Source organism: Gordonia neofelifaecis NRRL B-59395, from assembly GCF_000192435.1.
In the GTDB taxonomy this organism is placed as follows: domain Bacteria; phylum Actinomycetota; class Actinomycetes; order Mycobacteriales; family Mycobacteriaceae; genus Gordonia; species Gordonia neofelifaecis.
Genome location: NZ_AEUD01000004.1, coordinates 78,585 through 99,763 on the forward strand (window position 1 = coordinate 78,585; position 21,179 = coordinate 99,763).

20 protein-coding genes, 1 pseudogene and 1 riboswitch are annotated in these 21,179 nt (G+C 67.5%); of the genes and pseudogenes, 13 read left to right on the forward strand and 8 right to left on the reverse strand.

Features of this window, described 5'->3' with window-relative positions:
* Window positions 1-860: 860 nt before the first annotated feature.
* The 4 genes and pseudogenes from qcrB to ctaE form a co-directional block, all read right to left on the reverse strand.
* Window positions 861-2,480 (reverse strand): cytochrome bc1 complex cytochrome b subunit, encoded by a 1,620-nt coding sequence (gene qcrB / locus SCNU_RS06160; protein WP_009678488.1) that lies wholly within the window; start codon window positions 2,478-2,480, stop codon window positions 861-863.
* Complete coding sequence (gene qcrA / locus SCNU_RS06165) at window positions 2,477-3,628, reverse strand: cytochrome bc1 complex Rieske iron-sulfur subunit (protein ID WP_009678489.1); 1,152 nt, start codon at window positions 3,626-3,628, stop codon at window positions 2,477-2,479. The genes qcrB and qcrA overlap by 4 nt, the downstream gene beginning before the upstream one ends.
* Window positions 3,625-4,555, reverse strand: a pseudogene (gene qcrC / locus SCNU_RS06170) (cytochrome bc1 complex diheme cytochrome c subunit). The gene qcrA and the pseudogene qcrC overlap by 4 nt, the downstream one beginning before the upstream one ends.
* Window positions 4,556-4,636: 81 nt before the next feature.
* Window positions 4,637-5,248 (reverse strand): aa3-type cytochrome oxidase subunit III, encoded by a 612-nt coding sequence (gene ctaE, locus SCNU_RS06175; protein WP_009678492.1) that lies wholly within the window; start codon window positions 5,246-5,248, stop codon window positions 4,637-4,639.
* Between the two features lie 169 nt (window positions 5,249-5,417).
* Here ctaE and SCNU_RS06180 point away from each other — a divergent pair, with 169 nt between their 5' ends.
* Together SCNU_RS06180 and trpD are read left to right on the forward strand one after the other, a co-directional pair.
* Complete coding sequence (locus SCNU_RS06180; protein ID WP_009678493.1) at window positions 5,418-5,837, forward strand: hypothetical protein; 420 nt, start codon at window positions 5,418-5,420, stop codon at window positions 5,835-5,837.
* Between the two features lie 33 nt (window positions 5,838-5,870).
* Window positions 5,871-6,959, forward strand: coding sequence for an anthranilate phosphoribosyltransferase (gene trpD, locus SCNU_RS06185; RefSeq protein ID WP_009678494.1), 1,089 nt, complete (start codon window positions 5,871-5,873; stop codon window positions 6,957-6,959).
* Window positions 6,960-6,963: 4 nt separating this feature from the next.
* On the opposite strand, the gene SCNU_RS06190 is transcribed toward trpD, so the two are convergent.
* The gene (locus SCNU_RS06190) at window positions 6,964-7,749 is read right to left on the reverse strand and encodes a helix-turn-helix domain-containing protein (protein ID WP_040517821.1); all 786 of its coding nucleotides are present in this window, start codon (window positions 7,747-7,749) and stop codon (window positions 6,964-6,966) included.
* A gap of 108 nt (window positions 7,750-7,857) precedes the next feature.
* On the opposite strand from SCNU_RS06190, the gene SCNU_RS06195 reads away from it, so the two are divergent.
* Entirely contained in the window at window positions 7,858-8,358 is a 501-nt protein-coding gene (locus SCNU_RS06195) for a VOC family protein (RefSeq protein ID WP_009678496.1), read from the forward strand.
* 16 nt (window positions 8,359-8,374) lie between these two features.
* Here the strand turns inward: SCNU_RS06195 and SCNU_RS06200 are convergent, their stop codons facing one another.
* Entirely contained in the window at window positions 8,375-8,653 is a 279-nt protein-coding gene (locus SCNU_RS06200) for an Lrp/AsnC family transcriptional regulator (RefSeq protein WP_009678497.1), read from the reverse strand.
* A complete protein-coding gene (locus SCNU_RS06205) occupies window positions 8,650-10,425 on the reverse strand; it encodes a DEDD exonuclease domain-containing protein (protein WP_040517822.1) in 1,776 nt (591 codons plus the stop codon). The genes SCNU_RS06200 and SCNU_RS06205 overlap by 4 nt, the downstream gene beginning before the upstream one ends.
* Window positions 10,426-10,655: 230 nt before the next feature.
* Here SCNU_RS06205 and SCNU_RS06210 point away from each other — a divergent pair, with 230 nt between their 5' ends.
* From SCNU_RS06210 to SCNU_RS06230, 5 genes are all read left to right on the forward strand, one after another.
* Window positions 10,656-10,865 (forward strand): hypothetical protein, encoded by a 210-nt coding sequence (locus tag SCNU_RS06210; RefSeq protein WP_009678499.1) that lies wholly within the window; start codon window positions 10,656-10,658, stop codon window positions 10,863-10,865.
* A 110-nt stretch (window positions 10,866-10,975) separates the two neighbouring features.
* A riboswitch (cyclic di-AMP (ydaO/yuaA leader) is annotated at window positions 10,976-11,176 on the forward strand.
* 18 nt (window positions 11,177-11,194) lie between these two features.
* Window positions 11,195-11,770 carry a C40 family peptidase gene (locus SCNU_RS06215; protein WP_009678500.1) on the forward strand — a complete coding sequence of 192 codons (576 nt, stop codon included), beginning with the start codon at window positions 11,195-11,197 and terminating at the stop codon, window positions 11,768-11,770.
* A gap of 88 nt (window positions 11,771-11,858) precedes the next feature.
* Window positions 11,859-12,899 carry a C40 family peptidase gene (locus SCNU_RS06220; RefSeq protein ID WP_420795019.1) on the forward strand — a complete coding sequence of 347 codons (1,041 nt, stop codon included), beginning with the start codon at window positions 11,859-11,861 and terminating at the stop codon, window positions 12,897-12,899.
* Window positions 12,900-14,303 (forward strand): peptidase MA family metallohydrolase, encoded by a 1,404-nt coding sequence (locus SCNU_RS06225; RefSeq protein WP_009678502.1) that lies wholly within the window; start codon window positions 12,900-12,902, stop codon window positions 14,301-14,303.
* On the forward strand, window positions 14,300-15,418 hold the full coding sequence (locus SCNU_RS06230) for a glycosyltransferase family 4 protein (RefSeq protein ID WP_009678503.1): 1,119 nt from the start codon (window positions 14,300-14,302) through the stop codon (window positions 15,416-15,418). The genes SCNU_RS06225 and SCNU_RS06230 overlap by 4 nt, the downstream gene beginning before the upstream one ends.
* A gap of 114 nt (window positions 15,419-15,532) precedes the next feature.
* Here SCNU_RS06230 and SCNU_RS06235 read toward each other — a convergent pair whose 3' ends face one another.
* Window positions 15,533-17,335 carry an AMP-dependent synthetase/ligase gene (locus tag SCNU_RS06235; RefSeq protein ID WP_009678504.1) on the reverse strand — a complete coding sequence of 601 codons (1,803 nt, stop codon included), beginning with the start codon at window positions 17,333-17,335 and terminating at the stop codon, window positions 15,533-15,535.
* A 130-nt stretch (window positions 17,336-17,465) separates the two neighbouring features.
* Between SCNU_RS06235 and SCNU_RS06240 the strand changes: the two genes are divergently transcribed.
* The 5 genes from SCNU_RS06240 (at window position 17,466) to SCNU_RS06260 (ending at window position 21,100) form a co-directional block, all read left to right on the forward strand.
* Window positions 17,466-17,870, forward strand: coding sequence for a hypothetical protein (locus SCNU_RS06240; RefSeq protein ID WP_009678505.1), 405 nt, complete (start codon window positions 17,466-17,468; stop codon window positions 17,868-17,870).
* A 3-nt stretch (window positions 17,871-17,873) separates the two neighbouring features.
* Window positions 17,874-18,311: an SRPBCC family protein gene (locus SCNU_RS06245; protein ID WP_009678506.1), complete on the forward strand. Its 438-nt coding sequence runs from the start codon at window positions 17,874-17,876 to the stop codon at window positions 18,309-18,311.
* 20 nt (window positions 18,312-18,331) lie between these two features.
* Window positions 18,332-19,537 carry an ArsA family ATPase gene (locus SCNU_RS06250; protein WP_040517825.1) on the forward strand — a complete coding sequence of 402 codons (1,206 nt, stop codon included), beginning with the start codon at window positions 18,332-18,334 and terminating at the stop codon, window positions 19,535-19,537.
* Window positions 19,538-19,758: 221 nt separating this feature from the next.
* On the forward strand, window positions 19,759-20,097 hold the full coding sequence (locus SCNU_RS06255) for a hypothetical protein (RefSeq protein ID WP_009678508.1): 339 nt from the start codon (window positions 19,759-19,761) through the stop codon (window positions 20,095-20,097).
* A gap of 1 nt (window position 20,098) precedes the next feature.
* Window positions 20,099-21,100, forward strand: a complete 1,002-nt coding sequence (locus SCNU_RS06260) for an ROK family protein (RefSeq protein WP_009678509.1) — start codon at window positions 20,099-20,101, stop codon at window positions 21,098-21,100.
* Window positions 21,101-21,179: the final 79 nt, after the last annotated feature.

Below are 21,179 nucleotides of genomic sequence, written 5' to 3' on the forward strand. Positions count from 1 at the left end.
TCCACCCGCCTGCACCCGCTCCGCCCGCCTGCCTCCGCTCCGCTGGCCTGCAAACGCTCCGCTCCGGACAGCCGCGGATGCAGGTGCGGGGAGCGGATGACGGCCGCGGGAGCGGATCGAAACGAGGGGAGCGGAGGACGACCGCTACCTCACGACGCGACAGTGCTCAGACACTCGTATGGATCGACGACGATCGCAGTTGCTCTGCCCGTCTGCATCTGCTCCTCACGGGAGCGCCGCGGATGCAGGCGACGGGAGCATATGACGCTTGGCGGGAGCGGACAGCCGCGTGTCTGCAAACGCTCCCCTCCGGAGGGCCGCAGATGCAGGTGAGGGGAGCGCGTGACCGTCGCAGTCGCTCCGCCCGCCTGCATCCGCTCCACTCACCTGCAAATGCTGCCCTCCGGAGGGCAGCGGATGCAGGTGAGGGGAGCGCGTGACGGCCGCGGGAGCGAATGGCCGCCGGTGCACGACATGACGGTCCGCAGGCACTCGCGTCGATCGACGACGATCTCAGTCGCTCCGCTCGCCTGCATCCGCTCCGCTGGCCTGCAAACGCTCCCCTCGGGACAGCAGCGGATGCGGGCGAGGGGAGCGGATGACGGCCGCGGGAGCGGACGGCGCCAAGGGGAGCGGATCGCCGTCGCTCACGATACGACGGCCGGCGGGATCCGGATACGCCGCGAAGTTCTGTCTGACGGCCGCCGATCCCGACACAGACCACAACGGTGATCAGGCGGGCGCCGGACGGCGGAGCTTGAACGCCGCGCACGACCGTCAGCGGGGGAGGGGAGCGCAGAGACGACGGAGGCCGCCTCGCGAGAGCGAGACGGCCTCCGTCGTCGGTGACTGTGCAGAGATCAGTCGAGGGGGTTTCCACCCTTTTCCTGAAGGGCGATGATCGCCTTCTTCTCCGCTTCGTGCTGCTCGTGAGCGATGCGCTCGTTGAGCGCCTGCTCTTCCGCGGTGTCCGGGACCAGGACGGTTCCGGTGCCGGGCGAGCCCGCCGAGCCGAGCTTGTTCATCCGCTTCGGCAGCGGTGCTCCCTGGTAGGGCAGCGGGATCGGGTGACCGTGGTCGTCGACCGGTCCGAGCGGCTGGTGGATCTCGATGTACTCGCCCTTGGGCTCGCGGCGGATGATGCCGGTCTCGATGCCGTGTGCGAGGACCTCGCGGTCGCTGCGCTGGAGCGAGAGCGCCCAGCGGTAGGCGATGAAGTACACCAGCGGCGGGATCACCAGCAGACCGATGCGGCCCATCCACGTGGTGGCGTTCAGCGAGATGTGGAACTTCAGCGCGATGATGTCGTTCATACAGCTCACCGTGAGGATGATGTAGAACGCCAGCGCCATGGCGCCGACCGCGGTGCGCACCGGGGTGTCACGCGGACGCTGCAGCAGGTTGTGGTGTGCGGTGTCGCCGGTCAGCTTCTTCTCGATCCACGGATACGTGAAGAGGAGACCGAAGATCACGCCGATCAGCACCACGACCCAGAAGATCGCGGGGATCGTGTAGTTGCCCAGGTAGAGCTCCCACGGTGGCATCAAGCGGGCGAAGCCGTCCGTCCACATCATGTAGATGTCTGGCTGCGAACCAGCCGAGACCTGTGCCGGGTTGTACGGACCGATGTTCCACACGGCGTTGATCTGGAAGATGCCTGCGAACAGCGCCAGGAATCCGGTGATGATCGCGAAGAACGCGCCGCCCTTGGCCGCGAAGACCGGGAGGATGCGAACGCCGACGACGTTCTTCTCGGTACGGCCGGGGCCGGGGAACTGCGTGTGCTTCTGGTACCAGACCAGCGCCAGGTGCGCACCGATCAGACCCAGGATGATGGCCGGGAAGATCAGGATGTGCAGCACGTACAGACGGGGGATGATGATGTCGCCCGGGAAGTCGCCGCTGAACAGCGCCCACTGAACCCAGGTGCCGATCAGCGGAATGCCCAGCACGATGCCCGACATGGCGGCGCGGACGCCGGTGCCCGAGAGCAGGTCGTCCGGCAGCGAGTAGCCGAAGAATCCCTCGAACATCGCCAGCAGCAGCAGGAAGCAGCCGATGACCCAGTTCGCCTCACGCGGGCGACGGAACGCGCCGGTGAAGAAGATTCGCATCATGTGAATGATGATCGACGCGGCGAACAGCAGTGCCGCCCAGTGGTGGATCTGGCGGACGAACAGGCCGCCGCGGACCTCGAACGAGATGTTCAGGGTCGTCTCGTACGCCTTACTCATGGTGACGCCGTTGAGCGGCTGGTAGGCGCCGTCGTAGATGACGTGAGCCATCGACGGGTCGAAGAACAGGGTCAGGTACGTGCCGGACAGCAACAGGATGATGAAGCTGTACAGCGCGATCTCACCCAGCAGGAACGACCAGTGGGTGGGGAAGACCTTGTTGATCTGTCGACGCATACCGGACGCGAGGTGGTACCGCGAGTCGACGCCCTCTGCCTGCGTGGCGAGGCGGTCAGCGATCGTCATGACTTACGCTCCCAGAATGCCGGTCCGACGGGTTCGATGAAGTCGCCGTTGGCGACCATGTAACCCTGGTTGTTAACAGAGAGAGGCAGCTGCGCCAGTGCACGGGCCGCCGGTCCGAAGACCGCCTTGCCGTACTCGAGGGCGTTGAACTGCGACTGGTGGCACGGGCAGAGGATCCGGTTGGTCTGCTGCTCGTACAGCGAGGTCGGGCAGCCGAGGTGGCTGCAGACCTTGGTGTAGGCGTAGTAGTCGCCGTAGTTGAAGCTCTCCTGGCCCTTGCGCTTGATGACGTGCTTGCCGTCGGCGGGGCGGAGACGGATCAGCATGACGGGGTTGCGGACCTCGCGGAGACCTTCGAGGAGCTTGTGACGCGACTCCTCGGTCTCGCCGTAGCCGTCCGAGACACGCCACGGGAAGACGGTCTCCATGGCGCCCGCATCCAGATCCTCCGGGCGTACCAGGGCCACCTGGTACGGGTTGCCGGTGTCGCGGCGCAGGAAGACGGTCTCGCCCTTGGTCTCGTTGTAGATCGGCGACCAGCCACTGTGCCACAGCGGAGCGTCGTCTCCCTTGGCCCACGGGTTCTTGATGAAACCGCCGATCGCGGCGACGCCGCCGGCGACCGAGAGCGCACCGAGACCGAAGACGGCCGAACCGATGATCATCTTGCGGCGGGGGAGAGTGGAGGTCTGCAGGGTGTCGTCGAGCTCAGCGACGACCGTCTGCTTGTCGACCTCGGTGGAGCCGCCGTCGTGGCGGTCCTGCACGGCGATCTCGGCCGGGATGAAGCGCTTGGTCAGCTGAACGACGCCGAAGCCGAACGACAGGATCGACAGGCCGAAGCTGACGCCGAGAAGCGGGGTGTACAGGGTGTAGGCCCAGTATCCCGACTCGTCCGGCATCCGGAACTCCCACTCGTTCCAGATGAAGAGTGCGAAGCCTGCGATGGCGAAGAGTCCGGCGAGCACGAACCAGATCGCTACGGCGAACTCGGCGCGCTTCTCGGCCTTGGTGCCCGGCTCGGGGAAACGCTCGGCGCGGTGGATGATCTCCACACCGTCGAGGTTCGTTCCGAGACGGACCTTCTCGTCGCGAGACATTGCGGCGAGCTGGTCGTCGGACGGGACGTCCTTACTCGAGTCGCTCAATTTCGTGATCCAATCCACATTGCGCCGGCGACGACTGCGCTGACGCCGACAACCCACATGACGATGCCCTCAGAGACCGGGCCGAAACCGCCCAGGCCGAAGCCTCCGCTGGTGTTGGCCGTATCCACGTAGCGGATGTAGCCGATGATGTCCTTCTTCTCGGCCACCGACAGCTGGCGGTTCGAGAACTTGGGCATGTTCTGCGGACCGGTGAGCATCGCGGTGTAGAGCTGCTGCGGATTGACGTCCGTCAGCGGCGGCGCGTACTTGCCGCCCGAGAGTGCGCCGCCACGACCGGTGAAGTTGTGGCAGGAGGCGCAGTTGAGGCGGAACAGCTCCGAGCCGCGACCGATGTCGGTGCCGCGGAGCGAGTCCATGGCGAGAACGGGGAAGCCGTCCTTGTACTTGATGTTGCCGTCGGCGTCCTTCTCGTACATGACCGACGGGCCGCCGCCCATGGCCTGAATGTAGGCGCCGAGCTGGTCGATCTGAGCCTCGGTGAACTTGGCGGGCTTGCGCTGTGCCTGGGCCTCGTTGCGGGCCGCGGGCATGCGGCCGCTCGAGACCTGGAAGTACACGGCGGCGTCGCCGACGCCGATGAGCGAAGGTCCGCGGTCCGGCACGCCCTCGAGGTTTGCGCCGTGGCAGGTGATGCAGGAGGTGTCGTACAGCTGCTTGCCTGCGGCGACCGAGGCGACGCACCCGGCGTGGCTCGCACCACGGGAGGACGGTACCCTGAACATAGTCCGAGGGTATGATGAATGGGATCAGGGCGGCGATGATGCCGGTGGCGATCAGGCCCAGCAGCAGGAAGAGCGTTCCGCTGGCGCGGCGCCGCAGCTTACGACGTCGCTTAGCGCGCGCGCCGTCGTTGTTGTCATCGGACGGGTCGCGGTCTTCCGGCGAACTCGGTGGAGATGATCTCATCTGTGACTCTCTACTAAGCGGTTTGGACTGAATGTATGTGAACCGGTCCAGCGGGCCGGCCGGTTCTTCGGCCGCCGGAGGCTACCGGATGAAGTAAATGACGACGAACAGCGCGATCCACACGACGTCGACGAAGTGCCAGTAGTACGACACGACGATGGCCGCGGTGGCCTGTGCCGGAGTGAACTTCGACAGGCGCGTGCGGACGAGCAGGAACACGAATGCGAGAAGACCGCCGATGACGTGCATGCCGTGGAAGCCGGTGGCCATGTAGAAGACCGAGCCGTAGGCGCTCGACGAGAGGGTGGTGCCCTCCTGGACCAGCGAGTAGTACTCGGTGGCCTGGCCGATGACGAAGATGGTGCCCATGACCAGGGTCAGGGTGTACCAACGGCGGAGCCCGTACACGTCACCGCGCTCAGCTGCGAAGACACCTGCCTGGCAGGTGAAGGAGCTGAGAATCAGGATCGTCGTCACCGGCACGGCGAGCCAGAGATTGAGGTGTGTCGGCGGCTGCGGCCAGCCGTCCGACGAGTTGGCCCGAGCGACGAAATACATCGCGAAGAGGCCGGCGAAGAACATCAACTCGCTCGACAGCCACACGATGGTGCCGACGCTGACCATGTTCGGACGGTTCAGCGAGTGCACGCGTGAGGTGATGGCGGTTTCTGAGTTACCCACAGCGCTAGTCACAAGAGAAGTATGACGGTTCGTAGTAACCGTTGACCACCCGGGTAGGAAAATTGCTCGAACTCGTACGCTTTCCGCTGGTAGAGCCGATGCCCGACACAGTACCGGCGTGTCCTGAGACGAGGATGAGGGTTACCGTGAAGGCCATGACGAGTGCGCATGAGGTGGCTTGATGGTGTCCTGGAAGTTGCCGTGGCGAACCGGTTCCGGGAACAGTGCGGCACTGCGGATCGACGATCCGTCGCTGCGGATCGTGGCTGAAGGCGCAGATGAGACGGTGCCCAGCTCGGCGGCCTTGGCGTCGTGCGGTTTCGACGAGGTCGCACCGGTCGTTCTGCGCCATCTCCTGCAGCTGCCGCCGGTCGAGGTCGATGCGGTGATGGCTCGCCTCGCTGCGGACGGATACGTCCGGGACCCAGCGGCGGAGTCGGACGGCGCTGAGGACGGTTCGATCTCGGTCACGATCGCCCGGGTGCTGCCCGTCGATGCGGTGGTCCTGTCGCGCGAGCGTGCCCGGATGTCGAGCATGATGTCGCGGGCCGGCGGTCGGGTGACGGGATGGGCGGTGTTGCGGGTGCCGGATACCCGGTAACGCCGGGCCTCGCCTGACGTTAGGGTGGTTCGCGTGACTGCTGAGGACGCATCGGGTTCGGAGACCGCCTACACCTGGCCGTCGGTGTTGGGAAAAGTGACGGATCGGATCGACCTGACCGTCGATGAAGCCTCGTGGGCGATGCGCGAGATCATGTCCGACGCGGCGACCGGAGCGCAGATCGCGGCGTTCGGCGTCGGGGTGAAGATGAAGGGCGCATCGTCTGCCGAGCTCCGGGGTCTGTCGGCCGCGATGCTCTCGCTGGCGAACCGCATTCAGGTCGACGGCGCGGCGGTGGACATCGTCGGTACCGGCGGCGACCGTTCGCACACCGTCAACATCTCGACGATGACCTCGGTGGTCGTGGCGGCGGCGGGGATTCCGGTCGTGAAGCACGGCAACCGCGCGGCGTCGTCGAAGAGCGGCGGAGCTGATGTGCTCGAGGCGCTCGGGGTCGCGATCACCCTCAAGCCGGCTGCAGTCGAGCAGTGCGTCGTCGAGCTGGGCATCGGCTTCTGCTTCGCGCCGGTGTTCCATCCGGCGTTCCGGTTCACCGGCCCGCCGCGGAGCCAGATCGGCATCCCGACAGTCTTCAACGTCCTCGGCCCGTTGACGAATCCCGCCGCGCCGGACGCAGGTCTCATCGGGTGCGCCTTCAGTGATCTGGCGCCGGTGCTGGCCCAGGCGTTCGCCGAGCGAGGCAATCGAGTACTGCTGGTCCGCGGCGACGACGGTCTGGACGAGCTGACGACGACGACCACGTCGTCGGTGTGGCAGATCGTCGGTGGCGAGGTCGGCGAGTTGACCCTGGATCCGCGGGACCTCGGAATCGGTCTGGTCGAACTGTCGGCGTTGCAGGGCGGTGACGCGTCGGTGAATGCGCAGATCGCCCGCGAGTTGTTCGCCGGGACCGAGGGGCCGGTGCGCGATGCTGTGCTCCTGAACGCAGCGGCCGCGGTCGTCGCCTTCGAGCAGCGCGCACTGTTCACCCAGGACGAGTTCGTGGCCGCGATGCGCGCAGCGCTGACGCGGGTGGCAGATGTGATCGACTCGGGCCGCGCCGCCGCACTGCTGGACCGGTGGGTCGAGGTCACCAACCGACTGGCGGACGCGCCGCACTGACCGATCAGCTGTCGGAGCGGTATGCGCTGGGACTGAAACCCAGGACCGACGCGAAGTCGCGCGTCATGTGCGCGTGATCGGTATAGCCGAGATCGGCGGCGATCTGTGCGAGCGAGGCGTCCGGGCGCGTGCGCACTCGATGCGCCGCCTCCTGCAGTCGACGACGGCGGATCAGCGATGCCGGACTCACGCCGACGTACTTCGAGGTGAGTCGCTGCAGCGTGCGTTCGCTGACGTTGAATCGCCGTGCGGTCTGGTCGACGCGCACCAGTGACGGATCCGTCTCCATCGAGGTCACCGCACGATTGACCAGTAAGGCCTCGTCTGTCGGAGTCACTCGATCGATGAGCCATGCGCTGATGGCCGCTGTCGCCGCGGCGAGGTCCGGCGGACGGCGACTCATCTCGTCGCTGACCGCCGAGTGCAGCCCGGACCACTCGGCTCCGTCGACCGATTCGACCCGATCGACGAGGTCGAGGGGCTGGACGGGGAGTCCCACGGATGCGGCGGGCTGCAGCAGTGCGCCGACCGCCCAGCCGGTGCCGATCAGTGTTCGGTGACTGATTCGGGTGGTCGCGCCGGAGATGACGGTCTCGTCGTGCTGCACCACGAGATTGAGCGCGCCGAATGCGATCACGTCCTGCGTGCTCTGTCTGCCGAGGGGGAGATCCCACCTGCTGATCCAGAACCACCGGACCAGGTCGGCGGCGCTGCCGGTGGCGGGCAGACGACTGAACTCGGGCAGCAGTTCGGGACGGAGGACGCCGCGGTCCGACGGGCTGGAATCCATTCGCTGATGATAAGCGGCCATGTGTCGGGAATCGACAAGCGAGGAGGCCGGTGTCGCCGTTAGCGTCGAGTCATGACCACGAACTACACGAATGACTCGGAATAAATTGTGGCGCAGAGTGTTTCGGCTGCGGCCGAGGGTGCTCACACGACTGCGGGACGGCCCAGGGGATTCACCTCGCTGACGCCGTTTCTGGTCGTCTCGAGGGCCGCGGAGGCGATCGCGTTCTACCGCGAGGTCTTCGGTGCCCGAATCATCGCGATCAGTGAGTTCGGCGGGGTGATCGCGCACGCCGAGATCGAGTTCGACTGCGGCAGAATGCAACTCGGTGAACCCAACGAGGCCTACGGACTCGTTGCGCCACCCGCTCCGGATGACGCCTGCTATTCGCTGGCGATTTACACCCCTGACGTCGATGCGACCGTCGCGCGCGCCGAGGCAGCCGGAGCCACGGTTCGAGAGCCGGCCGCGGACTTCGTCTCCGGCGATCGCTTCGCGAGCATCAGGGACCCGTTCGGAGTCCGCTGGTCGGTGATGACCAGGGTCGTCGACCTGTCAGACGAGGAGAGCGCGGCCCGCGTTGCCGAGTGGGTGGCTTCGCAGGGCTGACCCTCCCCGGCGGGCGTCAGTCCTCGCCGATGGAGAATCCCCCCTCGACCTCCGAACTGGCGTAGCTGCGGAATGCGATGTGGGTCGCGCTGCTGAGTACGCCGGGAATGCGGTTGATCGCGCCGGTCACCACGTCGGCGACCTCCTCGTGGTTGCGCACCCGGACCTTGGCGATCAGATCGACGTCACCGGCGCACGAGTAGACCTCGGTGACGCCGGGGATCTCCGCAACAGCCTGTGCCGTTTCGGGAATCTGATGGATGTCTGCTCCGATGAGGACGATGGCGGTGATCATGGCTCGACTCTAATGCCAGTCGCGGCGTCTCGTGCCGACCGCGCGGTCCTGGCGAAGTCGTGCCACCGCTCCGCGGCTCCGATCGGGAGTGAGAGCTGATCGGTCACATCGACCAGTCGGGTGCCCGGTTCGAAGAGCCACCGTTCGATCAGTGCGATCTCCTCCGCCGGAGCGCCGCTTAACGGGCCGCTCTCCGGCACCGGTGGCATGACCGTGGTGCCGGCGGCGCGCATCCGTTCGACCACCGGCATGGGCGGGACGCCACGGCGGGCGTGCGCGGCACCGGCGAGCCTGCCGTATCGGACGAGGCTGAACTCCCAGCCTCCGGAACCGTCCGGTCGGGCGGCGATCACCTCCGCGCGTTGCGCGACCGCGGTGAGCCGCTGACCGCGAGCCAAGGTCTCGATGGTGGCAGAGAGGCGGGCGCGGGCACGGGCCGCGGACTCGAACCTGTGTTGCTGCGAGAGCGACGCGACTCGTTCGTGCAGCGCGACGACCAGGGCATCGGACCGGCCCGAGATCAGCTCGCGAACCGCTTCGACCCGGCACAGGTAGTCGGTGACGGTCTGCGGCCGGTCGCTGGCGGCGCGGCAGACGCCGGGAACCGCAGCGACGAGGGGATCGGGCAGTCTGTCGGCCTGCGCGGAGCCCTCGCACCAGTGGTGGGAGGCCTTTCGGAGTTCGGCCGTGCAGGTGCGCAGGCCCGCCGCGCCGGCGATCACATCGGCGACGTCGGCGGCGACTGCTCGGCTCGCCACCGGACCGAGCGACTCGGGCCCGGGGCTCCGTGTCACCCGGAGTCGGGGGAACCGCTCTGCGGTGAGGGCGATCCACCAGCCTCGCTGCGGGTTTCGGGAGCGGCGGTTGTACGACGGCTTGTGCACCCCGAGCAGGTTGAGTTCGGCGACACCGGCTTCGAGGGCGTGCGCGCACTCGACGTGGTCGACACGAACGGCCAGCGAGACCATCTCCGCCATGCGTGCGCGGCCGTCGCTGCCGTTGAAATAGCCGGACACTCGGCGGTGGAGGTCGACGGCGGTTCCGATGTACAGGACCTCGTCTGCGGGACCACGGAAGAGATAGACCCCGGGGCGGCGGGGCAGCCCGGAGGCGATCGAGCGTTTGGCGCGCATGGCCGGAGTGGCGCGCGGCAGGTAGGCGGTCAGATCGCCGACGGTCTGCACACCCTGGTTTCCGACGCGCTCGAGGAGTCGGTGGAAGACCTCGACGGTCGCGCGCGCGTCGTCGAGTGCGCGGTGTGTCGGCCGCACCGACACCTGGAACAACTCGGCGAGGGCCGACAACTTCACTGTCGGGGCCTCCTGCCTGCTGAGGATCCGGCGCGCCATCACCACCGTGCACAGTGACGTGCTGAACGGCCACGGCAGCCGCATGCGTGCGGCGCTCTTGCGCAGGAAGCCCATGTCGAAGCGGGCGTTGTGGGCGACGAGAACGGTTCCGCGAGCGAACTCGGCGAATGCGGGTAAGACTTCTTCGATCCGCGGCGCGTCGTACAGCATCGCTGTCGTGATACCGGTCAGGGCGACGATCTGCGGCGGGATCGCTCGGCCCGGGTCGACGAGGGTGGCGAACTCGCCGAGGACCTCGCCGCCACGGATCTTCACCGCGCCGATCTCGGTGATCCGGTCGTCGTCGGCGCTACCGCCGGTGGTCTCCAGGTCGACGACGACGAAGGTGGTGTCCCGCAATGCGGACCTGGTGAACTCGTCGGCCTCGGGGAGGTCTTCGAACGACAGTTGCTCGACGGTCATGCCCGCACGGTACGGCCGGCCTCCGACATTCGAGTGACCGATGGCGGCCTGCCGAAGGTTGTCGGAGGTCGCTCGTAGTCTGCAGTCGAATTGCACACCGACGGCCGTCCTCCGTTCGCGGACAAGGCTATTGCCCGGTTTGGGGACCTCCGTCACGGCGATGAGAGGCAGATCACATGAGAATTGACTGTGCACGGTGCCCGATGCGGGCGCGGGCCTGTGACGACTGCATGATGCAGGTCTTCTTCGGCCCGGCTACCAGCGAGTATGGACTGGGGGAGAACCCTGACGGTCGGGTGGTCGAACTCGTCTCCGCGATCGATGTGTTCGCCGACACGGAATTGATCACCAACGACGACGCCGAGGCGGCAAAACGCAGCTTCTCCGCAGGTGAATGGCATTTTCCCGACGGTTGGCAGGGTAACCTTCGTGCGGTGTGAAAAACCTGCGCGCGGCACGCCGTCGTCGAACCGGTGGACATCGCTCGCGGGGTTTCGTAATCTTTCCGAGACCTTCCAATCAGGGTCGTCCCGGAGCGATCCGGACGCCCGGCGGGTCATCGCCTAATCGCCCCCACCAACGGGGGTGAACCGGGGAACCACTTGCTCCGCGCGACGATGAGAATTCGTCAGTGTGGATTGGGGTGAATCGCACGCCAGGCAGCGCTCATCGGCTGCTGCCTGCGTGCGTAGGGCCATACTCTTCCGGCCCGAACCCGACAGCTAACCCGGTCGGCGACAAGGGAGAAGAACAAGGAGTACGTGTTTTCGTGGGCAAACATCGTTTGGAGCAGCCCAGTGTCGGTCGTAAGACCGCCAAGTCCGCAGTCCTCGCCGGCTCGATCGCCATCGGCGGGTCGCTGGCGTTCGCCGCTGCTCCGGCACACGCGACCCCGGTGACCGTTCCGAACGTCGGTACCTTCGACGTTCCCGGTCTGCCGCAGAACCTCGTGCCGAAGGCCCCGCAGGCTCCGAGCCTCGACATCGGCTCCCCGCAGCAGGTGCGCGCCAAGAAGGCGCTGCGCTACGCGGAGTCCAAGATCGGCTCGCCCTACGTGTACGGCGCCGCAGGCCCCAACGCTTTCGACTGCTCGGGTCTCACCTCGTGGGCTTACAAGCAGGCGGGCAAGATCATCCCGCGCGACAGTTACGGTCAGCTCGGCGGCGGCACCCCCGTTGCGTCGCTGGCTCAGGCTCGGCCCGGCGACATCCTGATCTTCAACGGCGGCGGCCACGCCGGCATCTACGCGGGCGACGGCATCTTCGTGCACTCGTCCACCGAGGGTGTTCCGGTGAAGCGCGACAAGGTCAAGGCGTGGGATCTCACGGGTATCCGCCGCTACTGAGCGGTGACTGCCGTTTGACTTAAGTGCAGGGCGGGCGGCGTGACACACGCCGCCCGCCCTCACGGCTATCAAGGATCGAGTTCGAGTGATGAAGAGTGGAAGGTCGCGCGTGTCCAGACGCGTTGCGGCACTGGGATTTGCGATGGTGTCGGCGTCGACGCTCCTCGTCGCGGCTCCGGTGTCGGCGGATCCGGCGCGCACACCCGATCAACTGCTGTCCAAGTACAAGAATCTCTCGGAGAGCGCGGAGAAGACCTCGGAGGCGATGAACGCCGCACAGGTCGAGTACGACAAGCAGCGCAACATCGTCTCGGTGGCGCGGAAGAAGGCCGGGCGGGCCGCCGCACAGCTCACCGCGATGCAGGGCGAGATGGACGAGGCTCAGAAGAAGGTCGACGCCCTGGCCCGCGTCAGCTACCGCGGAGCCCGGATCAACCGGCTGTACGCGATGCTGGTCAGCGATTCTCCCCAGAACCTGCTCGACAACATGTCCGGCCTGGAAGTCATGTCACGCCAGGCGGCGACCGACCTGCGCAGCGTCGTGAAGACCGCCAAGGACGCGAAGGCTGCGAAGGCCGATGCGGAGAAGACGGCGGCGACGGCTACCGAGGCGATCGCCGCGTCGGAGAAGCAGCGCGGCGAGCTGCAGGCCAAGCAGGCAGACCTCCAGATCGAGGCGGTCCAGATCCGTGCGATCTACCAGTCGATGACCGGCCGCCAACTCGCTGCCCTGCGCGGTCCGAAGTACAACTTCGACCCGCGTGCCGTGCCGAAGGGCACCTCGCCGGAACTCGTCGCCGTGCAGGCGGCGATCTCCCGTATCGGCGATCCCTATGTGTGGGGAGCCACCGGGCCGAACCAGTTCGACTGCTCCGGTCTGATGCTCTGGGCCTATAAGCAGGCCGGCCGGACGATTCCGCGCACCAGTGAGGCACAGCTCGGGGGCGGCACCGCCGTCGACCGCGGTGACCTCAAGCCCGGCGACCTGATCATCTACTACCCGGACGCCACGCACGTCGGCATGTACGTCGGCGACGGCTACGTGGTCCACGCGTCGACCTTCGGTGTGCCCGTCGCCGTGGTGCCGATCGACAAGGCCGGCCCGTACAACTCGGCGCGACGGTACTGAGTGCGGACCGATCGCGGAGCGGCCGCGGTATCGATCTCGATGATCGCCGCGCTGGCGGTGACGCTGGCCGGTTGCGGAGCAGATTCGGAGAACGCGTCGGCGCCGTCGTCGTCGGCCGCGGCGACAACACCGCTGAATCCGTTCGAGCAGCAGCGGTACGACGGGGTCACGGCACTCCTCGATCAGCTGTCGTCGACGCTCTCAAGCGGTGATCGAGGCGGGCTGGACGCACTCGTCGATCCCGCGGCGACGGCGGCGTTCCGGCGACATCTGGACTCGATCGCGGCCGATTTCGCTGCCGCGCCGCACAAGTCGCCGCTCAAGTTGAAGGAGTTCCGCTACCGCGTCGCGCCGCAGACCGGGCCGGAGCACCTGCTGGAGCCCGATTTCGAGGCGAAGCTCGAAGCGGCCGGGGCGACCGACAGCTGGGTGACGCCGGTCGACCTCGACTATGCGCTGGGCGGCGCATCGGCACCCGGACTCGACGAGCCGACCGTGACGCTCCACCAGAGTCTGACGTTCGCGCGCTACGGCGACGACTGGAAAGTCGTCGGCGACGGCGGGCTCGCGCCCGATCCGTCGCAGGCCGAACTCGAGAACCCGAAGGCGCCGGACATCGGACCGTGGGCCTTTCCAGGACTCGAAGCGACCGACAGCCGCACGTCGGGCGGGACGTCGACGGTGCTCGACTATCGCGGTGCGGAACGGACGGCCGCGGACGTCGCGCAGATCCTGCCGGGGGCCGTCGACGCGGTGTCCGAATTCTGGGGCGACGACTGGGTCCGTCGTGCCGCGGTGATCGCGACCGCGGACGACGCGCAGTTCGCGGGGCTCACCCGTACCGCCCCCGGCGACACCTCTGCAGCCGCGGCGGCGACTGTTTTCACCAAGATCGACCGTCAGAACCAACAGGTGATCGGGCAGCGGATCGTGCTCACTCCGTCCGCGCGGCAGCTGTCGAAGCCTGCGCTCGCGGTGATCCTCCGGCACGAGCTGACCCACGTGGCGTCGCGGCTGTCGACGGCGCAGAACGCGCCGTTGTGGCTCACCGAAGGCGTACCGGAGTACGTCGGGAGGAAGGGCACCTACCGCGATCTCGTCGATGCGGCACCGGAACTGGCGGCGGCCGTCGCCGCCGGGGACGTCCCCAAGGCACTGCCGTCGGACGGGGCCTTCTCGGTGAGCACGGATGCGGCCCGCGTCGCGTATCAGGCGGCGTGGTCGTTCGCCGCATACGTGGCGGGCAAGTACGGCGAGGAGAAGCTGAAGAAGATGTACGTCGAAGTCGGTAAGGGCGGGGACACGGAGACCACCGACGCGGCGATGAAGGACGCCCTGGGCGTCGACAAGTCGAAGGTCGTGGCAGATTGGCAGGCATGGCTGCGAGCTCAAACGCGACGATGAGGCGAACTCTGCTCGTCACCAACGACTTCCCGCCCCGGCCGGGTGGAATCCAGTCGTATCTCGAGAACATGATCGGCTCCCTGCCGCCCGACGAGGTGATCGTCTACGCACCCCGGTGGAAGGGCTGCGAGGCGTACGATGCAGCGGCGCCGTACCGCATCGTCCGCCATCCGACCAGCCTCATGCTGCCGACCCCGTTCGTACAACGACGCGCCGCGAAGTTGGTGCGAGACAACGACGTTCACACGGTCTGGTTCGGCGCGGCGGCACCGCTGGCGGTCCTCGGGCCGTCGCTGCGGAAGGCAGGCGCGCGCCGGATCGTCGCCAGCACCCACGGTCACGAGGTCGGGTGGTCGATGCTCCCCGGATCGCGTCAGGTGCTCCGCTACATCGGGGACCACAGCGATGCGATCACCTACGTGAGCCGCTACACGCGCAATCGATTCGCTGCCGCCTTCGGCCCGCGGGCCGCGCTCGAGTACGTCTCCTGCGGAGTGGACGTCGACCGGTTCGCTCCCGATCCCGAAGCACGCCGAGCCCTACGCGACCGCTACGGCCTGGGAGACGCGCCCGTGGTGCTCTGCCTGTCGAGACTGGTGCCGCGCAAGGGGCAGGATGCGCTCATCCGGACCTGGCCGACGATCCTGTCGGCGGTTCCCGACGCCCGGTTGATGATCGTCGGCGGCGGACCGTACGCGGAGAGGCTGCACGAGTTGGCGGCGTCGGTCGGCGTCACAGAGTCGGTGACGTTCACCGGCGGCGTGCCCGCGGACGAGCTGCCGATGCATCACGCCATGGCGGACGTATTCGCGATGCCGACCCGCACGCGGGGCAGGGGACTGGACGTCGAAGGACTGGGGATCGTCTTCCTCGAGGCCTCGGCCAGCGGCGTGCCCGTGGTCGCCGGCGATTCCGGCGGTGCCCCGGAGACCGTGCGGCAAGGCGTGACCGGAACCGTCGTCGACGGCCGCGACCATGTTCGGATCGCGGAGGCGATCATCGAGATCCTGACGTCCCCGCGACTCGCCGCCGCCATGGGGGCCGCCGGTCGGGAATGGGCGGTGGAGAACTGGCAGTGGAAGAAGCAGGCGGCTCGCTTGATGCGCCTGCTGTGACTCCACGGCTGCTCGACAGGTCCGCCGACCTCGCCAGATGACTGTGCCGTTGATGGGGACCACGTGGTGGTCACCATCAACGGCACAAGTGCTTCAGGCTCGCCGTGACGCTCTCTACTTCGTGTAGATCGCGGCGATCTCGTCGGCCCACTTCTCGGCGACGACGTTGCGCTTGACCTTGAGGGTCGGGGTGAGTTCGCCCGAGTCCTCGGTGAAGTCGGCGGGCAGGACGCGGATCTTCTTGATCGCTTCGGCATGCGAGACGGTCTCGTTGGCGGCGTCGATGGCGAGCTGGATCTCCGCGAGGAGTTCGGCGTCGTTCGCGAGGTCGGCGACGGTCGCCTCCGCCGACTTCCCGTTCCGCGTCTTCCAGGCGGGGAAGGCCTCCGGGTCGACGGTGATCAGCGCGCCGATGAACGGCTTCTGATCTCCGACGACGACCGCCTGCGAGACCAGTGCGCTGGCCCGGATGATGTCCTCCATCGGTGCCGGCGAGACGTTCTTGCCGCCCGCGGTGACGATGATCTCCTTCTTGCGCCCGGTGATCCGGAGGTAGCCCTCCTCGTCCAGGGCACCGAGGTCTCCGGTGTGGAACCAGCCGTCGGTAATCGCGGCGGCCGTGGCGTCGTCGTTCTGCCAGTATCCGGTGAAGACGACCTCGCCCGAGAGCAGGATCTCGCCGTCGTCGGCGATCCGGACCGCATTGCCCGGGATCGGGCGGCCGACGGTCCCGACCTTCACCTCACCCGGGGTGTTGACGGCGATCGCCGCCGTGGTCTCGGTGAGGCCGTAGCCCTCGTAGACCGGGATGCCGACGCCGCTGAAGAAGTGTCCGAGACGGGCCCCGAGCGGTGCGCCGCCGGAGATGGCGAGCTCGCACACGCCGCCGAGCGCGGTCCGCAGCTTGCTGTAGACCAGCTTGTCGAACACGGCGTGCTTGGCGCGCAGCAGCAGACTCACGTCGCCGTTCTGCTTCGCTGTCGAGTACTCGACAGCGACGTCGGCGGCGAGGTCGAAGATCTTTCCCTTGCCGCCGTCGTGCGCGCCCTGGCGTGCGGAGTTGTAGACCTTCTCGAAGACTCGCGGCACCGACAGGATCAACGACGGTTTGAAGACGGCGAACGTCGGCAGCAGGTTCGCGATATCGGCGGTGTAGCCGACCTCGACGCCCGCCTCGATCGCGACGAGGTTGATGGCGCGGGCGAGCACATGGGCCATCGGCAGGAACAGCAGCAGACGCTTGCCGTCGCCGAGCAGCTGGTTGAGCGAGGTCTGCATCACGCCGGCGATCTCGCCGAGGAGATTCGAATGCGTCAGCATGCAGCCCTTGGGTCGACCCGTGGTACCCGAGGTGTAGATCAACGTCGCGGGACTGGAGGCCTTGAGGGTGCGCCGACGGGCGGTCACCTCCTCGTCGGAGACGTCCTTGCCGCGTTCGGTGAGCAGTTCGACGACACCGGGACCGTCGGCGACGTCGATCTGGAACACCTGGACGGAATCATCGACGGACTCCACGGTGTCGATGACCGCGCGGTGCTTCGACGTCTCCACGATGATGGCGTTCGCACCGGAATCACGCATGATCCAGTCGATCTGGGGGCCGGACGACGAGTCGTAGACGGGGACCGTCACTGCGCCGGCGGACCAGACGGCGAAGTCGAGAAGCGTCCATTCCAGACGGGTCGCCGATACCAGTGCGACACGATCTCCCGGCTTGATCCCGGAGGCGATGAGGCCCTTGGCGAGTGCGACGACCTGTGCGCCGGCCTCGGCAGCGGTCACCGGCAGCCACTGCGCGCCGTCCTGACGACGGAATACCGTCTTGCCGCCCTGCTTCTCGACGATGTCGAAGAGCACGTCGGAGGCGTTCCGCTCCTCGGGGATCTCAAATTTCGCGGGCACGCGGCATTCGGCCATGTAATACACCTTCCGGAACGGAAATTTCTCAGAACGACCTGAATCTCTGAGTGATCTTAGCCCCAGTCCGCACGCCGTCTCCGCACGAGTCGGGTTTCTCCCACGGGGCCCGGTGTGTGAAGCTAGGACGGTGACGAGCATTCAGGTTGCCGATGAGGTCTTCGTCGCTGCTGCGCCGTCCCTCGCGGGCGCCGTCGTGGGCGATCGGGCGCGTTGGCGTCAGTGGTGGCCGGACCTCGAATTGACGGTGGTCGAGGACCGCGCGAACCAGGGTGTGCGCTGGACGGTGACGGGCCCCGTCGACGGCACCATGGAGATCTGGTGCGAGGAGTGCATGGACGGCTTCGTCCTCCACTACTACCTCCACGCCGAGCCCGCCGCGGAACTGCCGACCGATCCTCGCTCGCGGATGGACGCGATCGCCGAGATGAACCGGGTACGTCGGATCGCAGGCAAGGACATGTCCTTCCACGTCAAGTGGCTGCTGGAAGGCGACCGCGCGGCCGGCGCGCCCGCCGTCGCCGCGGAGGGCTGACCGATGGCCGACCACACCGAGCAGTCGATCGTCATCAACGCCGATGTGTCGGAGGTGCTCGCGGTCATCGCGGATTTCGCCCACTACCCGGACTGGGTGACCGCGGCACGCGAAGCGACCGTGCTCGAAAGTGATGCGCAGGGCCGGGGACTGCACGTTCGATTCGTGCTGGACGCCGGCGTGCTCGCCGACACCTACGAACTGCGTTACACGTGGGACGCGGACGGGGCGGGTGTCTCGTGGACGCTCGTGTCGAGCGACCTGCAACGTGCGCAGGAGGGCAGTTACCGTCTCGTGCAACAGGTTCCGGGATCGACCAAGGTCACTTACGCATTGATGGTCGACCTGCAGATCCCGATGATCAGCCAGTTGAAGCGGCGGGCTGAGAAAGCGATCACCGAGTCGGCGCTCGGGGACCTCAAGAAGAGGGTCGAAGGCTGATCGATCTAGCTCCCATCCATCTGGTGCTCGGGCCCGGTGGCGCGGGCGTCTCCGTCGTCGCCGCTGCCGCAGCCCTTCGCGACGACACCGCGTTCCCACCGGCGGGTCTGCGTCTCGGTGCCGAACGCGGCACCCTGCTGGTCTCCCTCGACGCGCGGTCGTATCTGCCGGATCGCCTCGGTGTGCTCCGAGTTCCGGGCGAGCCGGTTGCGGTCACCGCGGGCACGGATCTCCTTCAGTTGGATCCCCTGACGATTCTCGAGGGCGCCTGGGCCGACTTCACTGCGGCGCTGACCGCGGTCACCGGTGGAAGGTCTTTCCTGCCGATCGTCGGCACGCTCGCCTCGGTGGCACCGGGGGAGATCGCGACACTGCCCGGAGCTCAGGAGTTCCTGCTGCTGCGGCAGATTCGTGCTGCGGCGACCGCGGGTCGCTGGCGTCGCGTGGTCGTCGATCTGTCGGGCTGCGGAGACCCGTTCTCCCTGCTTCGCGCGCCGACCGTGCTGTCGTCTGCGCTGGAGCGGTTATGGCCCCGCCATGCGCGGCTCGCCGAAGCGGCCGAGAAGCCCGCGATGGCGCAACTGTCGGCGGCCGTCGAAGGCATCGATCGTGATTGCCAGGACCTGATCGAGCTGTTCTCCGATCCGCACGGTGTCGCTGCACACCTGGTGATCGACGCCGGGGACCGAGGGACCCGGTGCCTGCCGGATCAGATCGCGTCGAGCGATCTGATGGCCCTGCCGGTCCGGTCCGTCGTCGTGAACTCGGGTGCCGGTGGGCCGCCGCGGGCCGATCTCGGCGACGTGCTCGACGCCCTTACCTCCGACGACGACTCCGTCGAAGTGCTCTCAGTGCCGGCGGCCCCCGAACCGGTCGACCGGCTGTCCCGGCTCCGCCGGGTGACGGTGGACCTGCCCTGTCCGACCGGCCGGCCCCGCGGCTCGGGAGCACTCACGGTGACCCACGTGGCAGGCGAGGACCTCGACAGCGTCTTCGAGCTAGCCTGGAAGCAGGGTCTGCCGGATCCTGACCGGCTCGCGCTGGGGCGTTCGGGCGACGACCTGCTGGTCACCGTGTCGGGCTTCCGATACCCCGTCCGACTGCCGTCGGTCCTGCGTCGATGCGTGGTGACCGATGCGGACTGGCGCGACGGGCGGCTGGTGCTCCGCTTCCGTCCGGATGCCACGGTGTGGCCGCAGCGGCCGATGCGACCGGCGTCCGATTAGTCAGAGTCTCGTCGCGGACGAGCCGCGCCGGACGCCTGTCGAAAGTAGACTCGACCGCGTGTGCAAGGTCATCGCTGCTCATCGATGTGTAGTCGGTCACCTGTCGCGTGCCCGGCTCTATGGAACCGGGAGTGTGCCCGGTAGCGTCAGGTGTTCGCACCGCCTGCGTCCACCGAGTCCGACCTTCGAAGTCGGCCCTACCCGCGAGGAATCGACTGACGATGACCGACGACCACGGCACCACCGGTGCCGGAGCATCGAGTGCCGGCGACCCGGTGCAGACGTTGCTGCTGGGGTTCGCGAATCAGATCGACCAGCTCGCCGCTCTGATCGCGGGCGCCGGCGGGCCGACGTTGAACGGTTCGCCGATTCCGGACCTGCTCGGCGACGTCGGAACTCTGGTGAAAGAACTCGGGGACCTGCTGGCGCGGATCATCGCCGCGTTGATCGCCGTGCTCGAGGCGATCGCCGACATGCTGCGGTCGGACCGATCGGACGGGACCTCGGCGCCGTCGCACTTCCAGACCATCGCGGTCAACGTCACACCCACGGGCAGATGACGTGAGCGCCCGCGACGGCTCGAGCCCGGCAGGCGACGAATTGACGATCGGCATCGACATCGGAGGCACCAGCGTCCGGGCGTCGGTGGTCGACGCCCAGGGCCGGCAACTCGACACGCTGCGAACCGCGACCCCGCCGACCGCCGAGTCGTTGGAACACTGCCTGCACCGACTGGTCACCGAACTCCGAGATCGCTGGGCGGTCTCCGCGGTGGGGCTCGCCATCGCGGGCTTCCTCACACCGGACCGGCAGATGGTCCGGTTCGCGCCGCATCTCGCGTGGCGTGAGGCGCGGGTGCCCGAGATCATGACCGAGCGTCTCGGCCTGCCGGTGTTCGCCGAGCACGACGCCAACTCGGCGGCGATCGCCGAGCTGCATTTCGGGGCTGCGGCAGGAGGGCACAACACGCTCGTGCTGTCGATCGGCACCGGCATCGGCGCCGGGATGATCATGGACGGCCGGATCTACCGCGGCAGCTTCGGTGTCGCCCCCGAGTTCGGCCATCTGACAGTCGTGCCGGACGGCCGGCCGTGCAGCTGCGGCAAACGCGGATGCTGGGAGCGGTACTGCAGCGGTACCGCGCTCGTCGACACGGTGCTCGAACTGCTCGCCTCGCACGACTACCCGCGCAGTGTGCTGGCGGCGGAGTCGGAGTCCGATCCGGGGTCGTTGACCGGGCGTCGAGTCGCCGCCGCGGCGGCCGACGGCGATCCGGCGGCGTTGGCCGCCTACGAGGACCTCGCGCGCTGGCTCGGGTACGGACTGGGCATGATCGCCGACGTCTTCGACCCGGATCTGATCGTGCTCGCCGGGGGCGTGGGCGCGGCGTCGAGTCTGTTCCTCGACGACGCGCGCGAGCACTACGCGGCGGCGATCACCGGCTCCGGGCACCGGCACCTCGCGCGCATCCGGGGCACTCAGCTCGGTGAGGCCGCGGGGTCGATCGGCGCGGCCGAGGTGGCGCGGCGGGGACTTTCGATGCAGGTTGTGGGCAGCCAGTAGAGTTGCAACCCGGTGCGCCGCGTTCTGGGCGCCGGGTGTCGGCGCAGGCTGGGATTTCGATCAGGAGGGGCAGCAACGT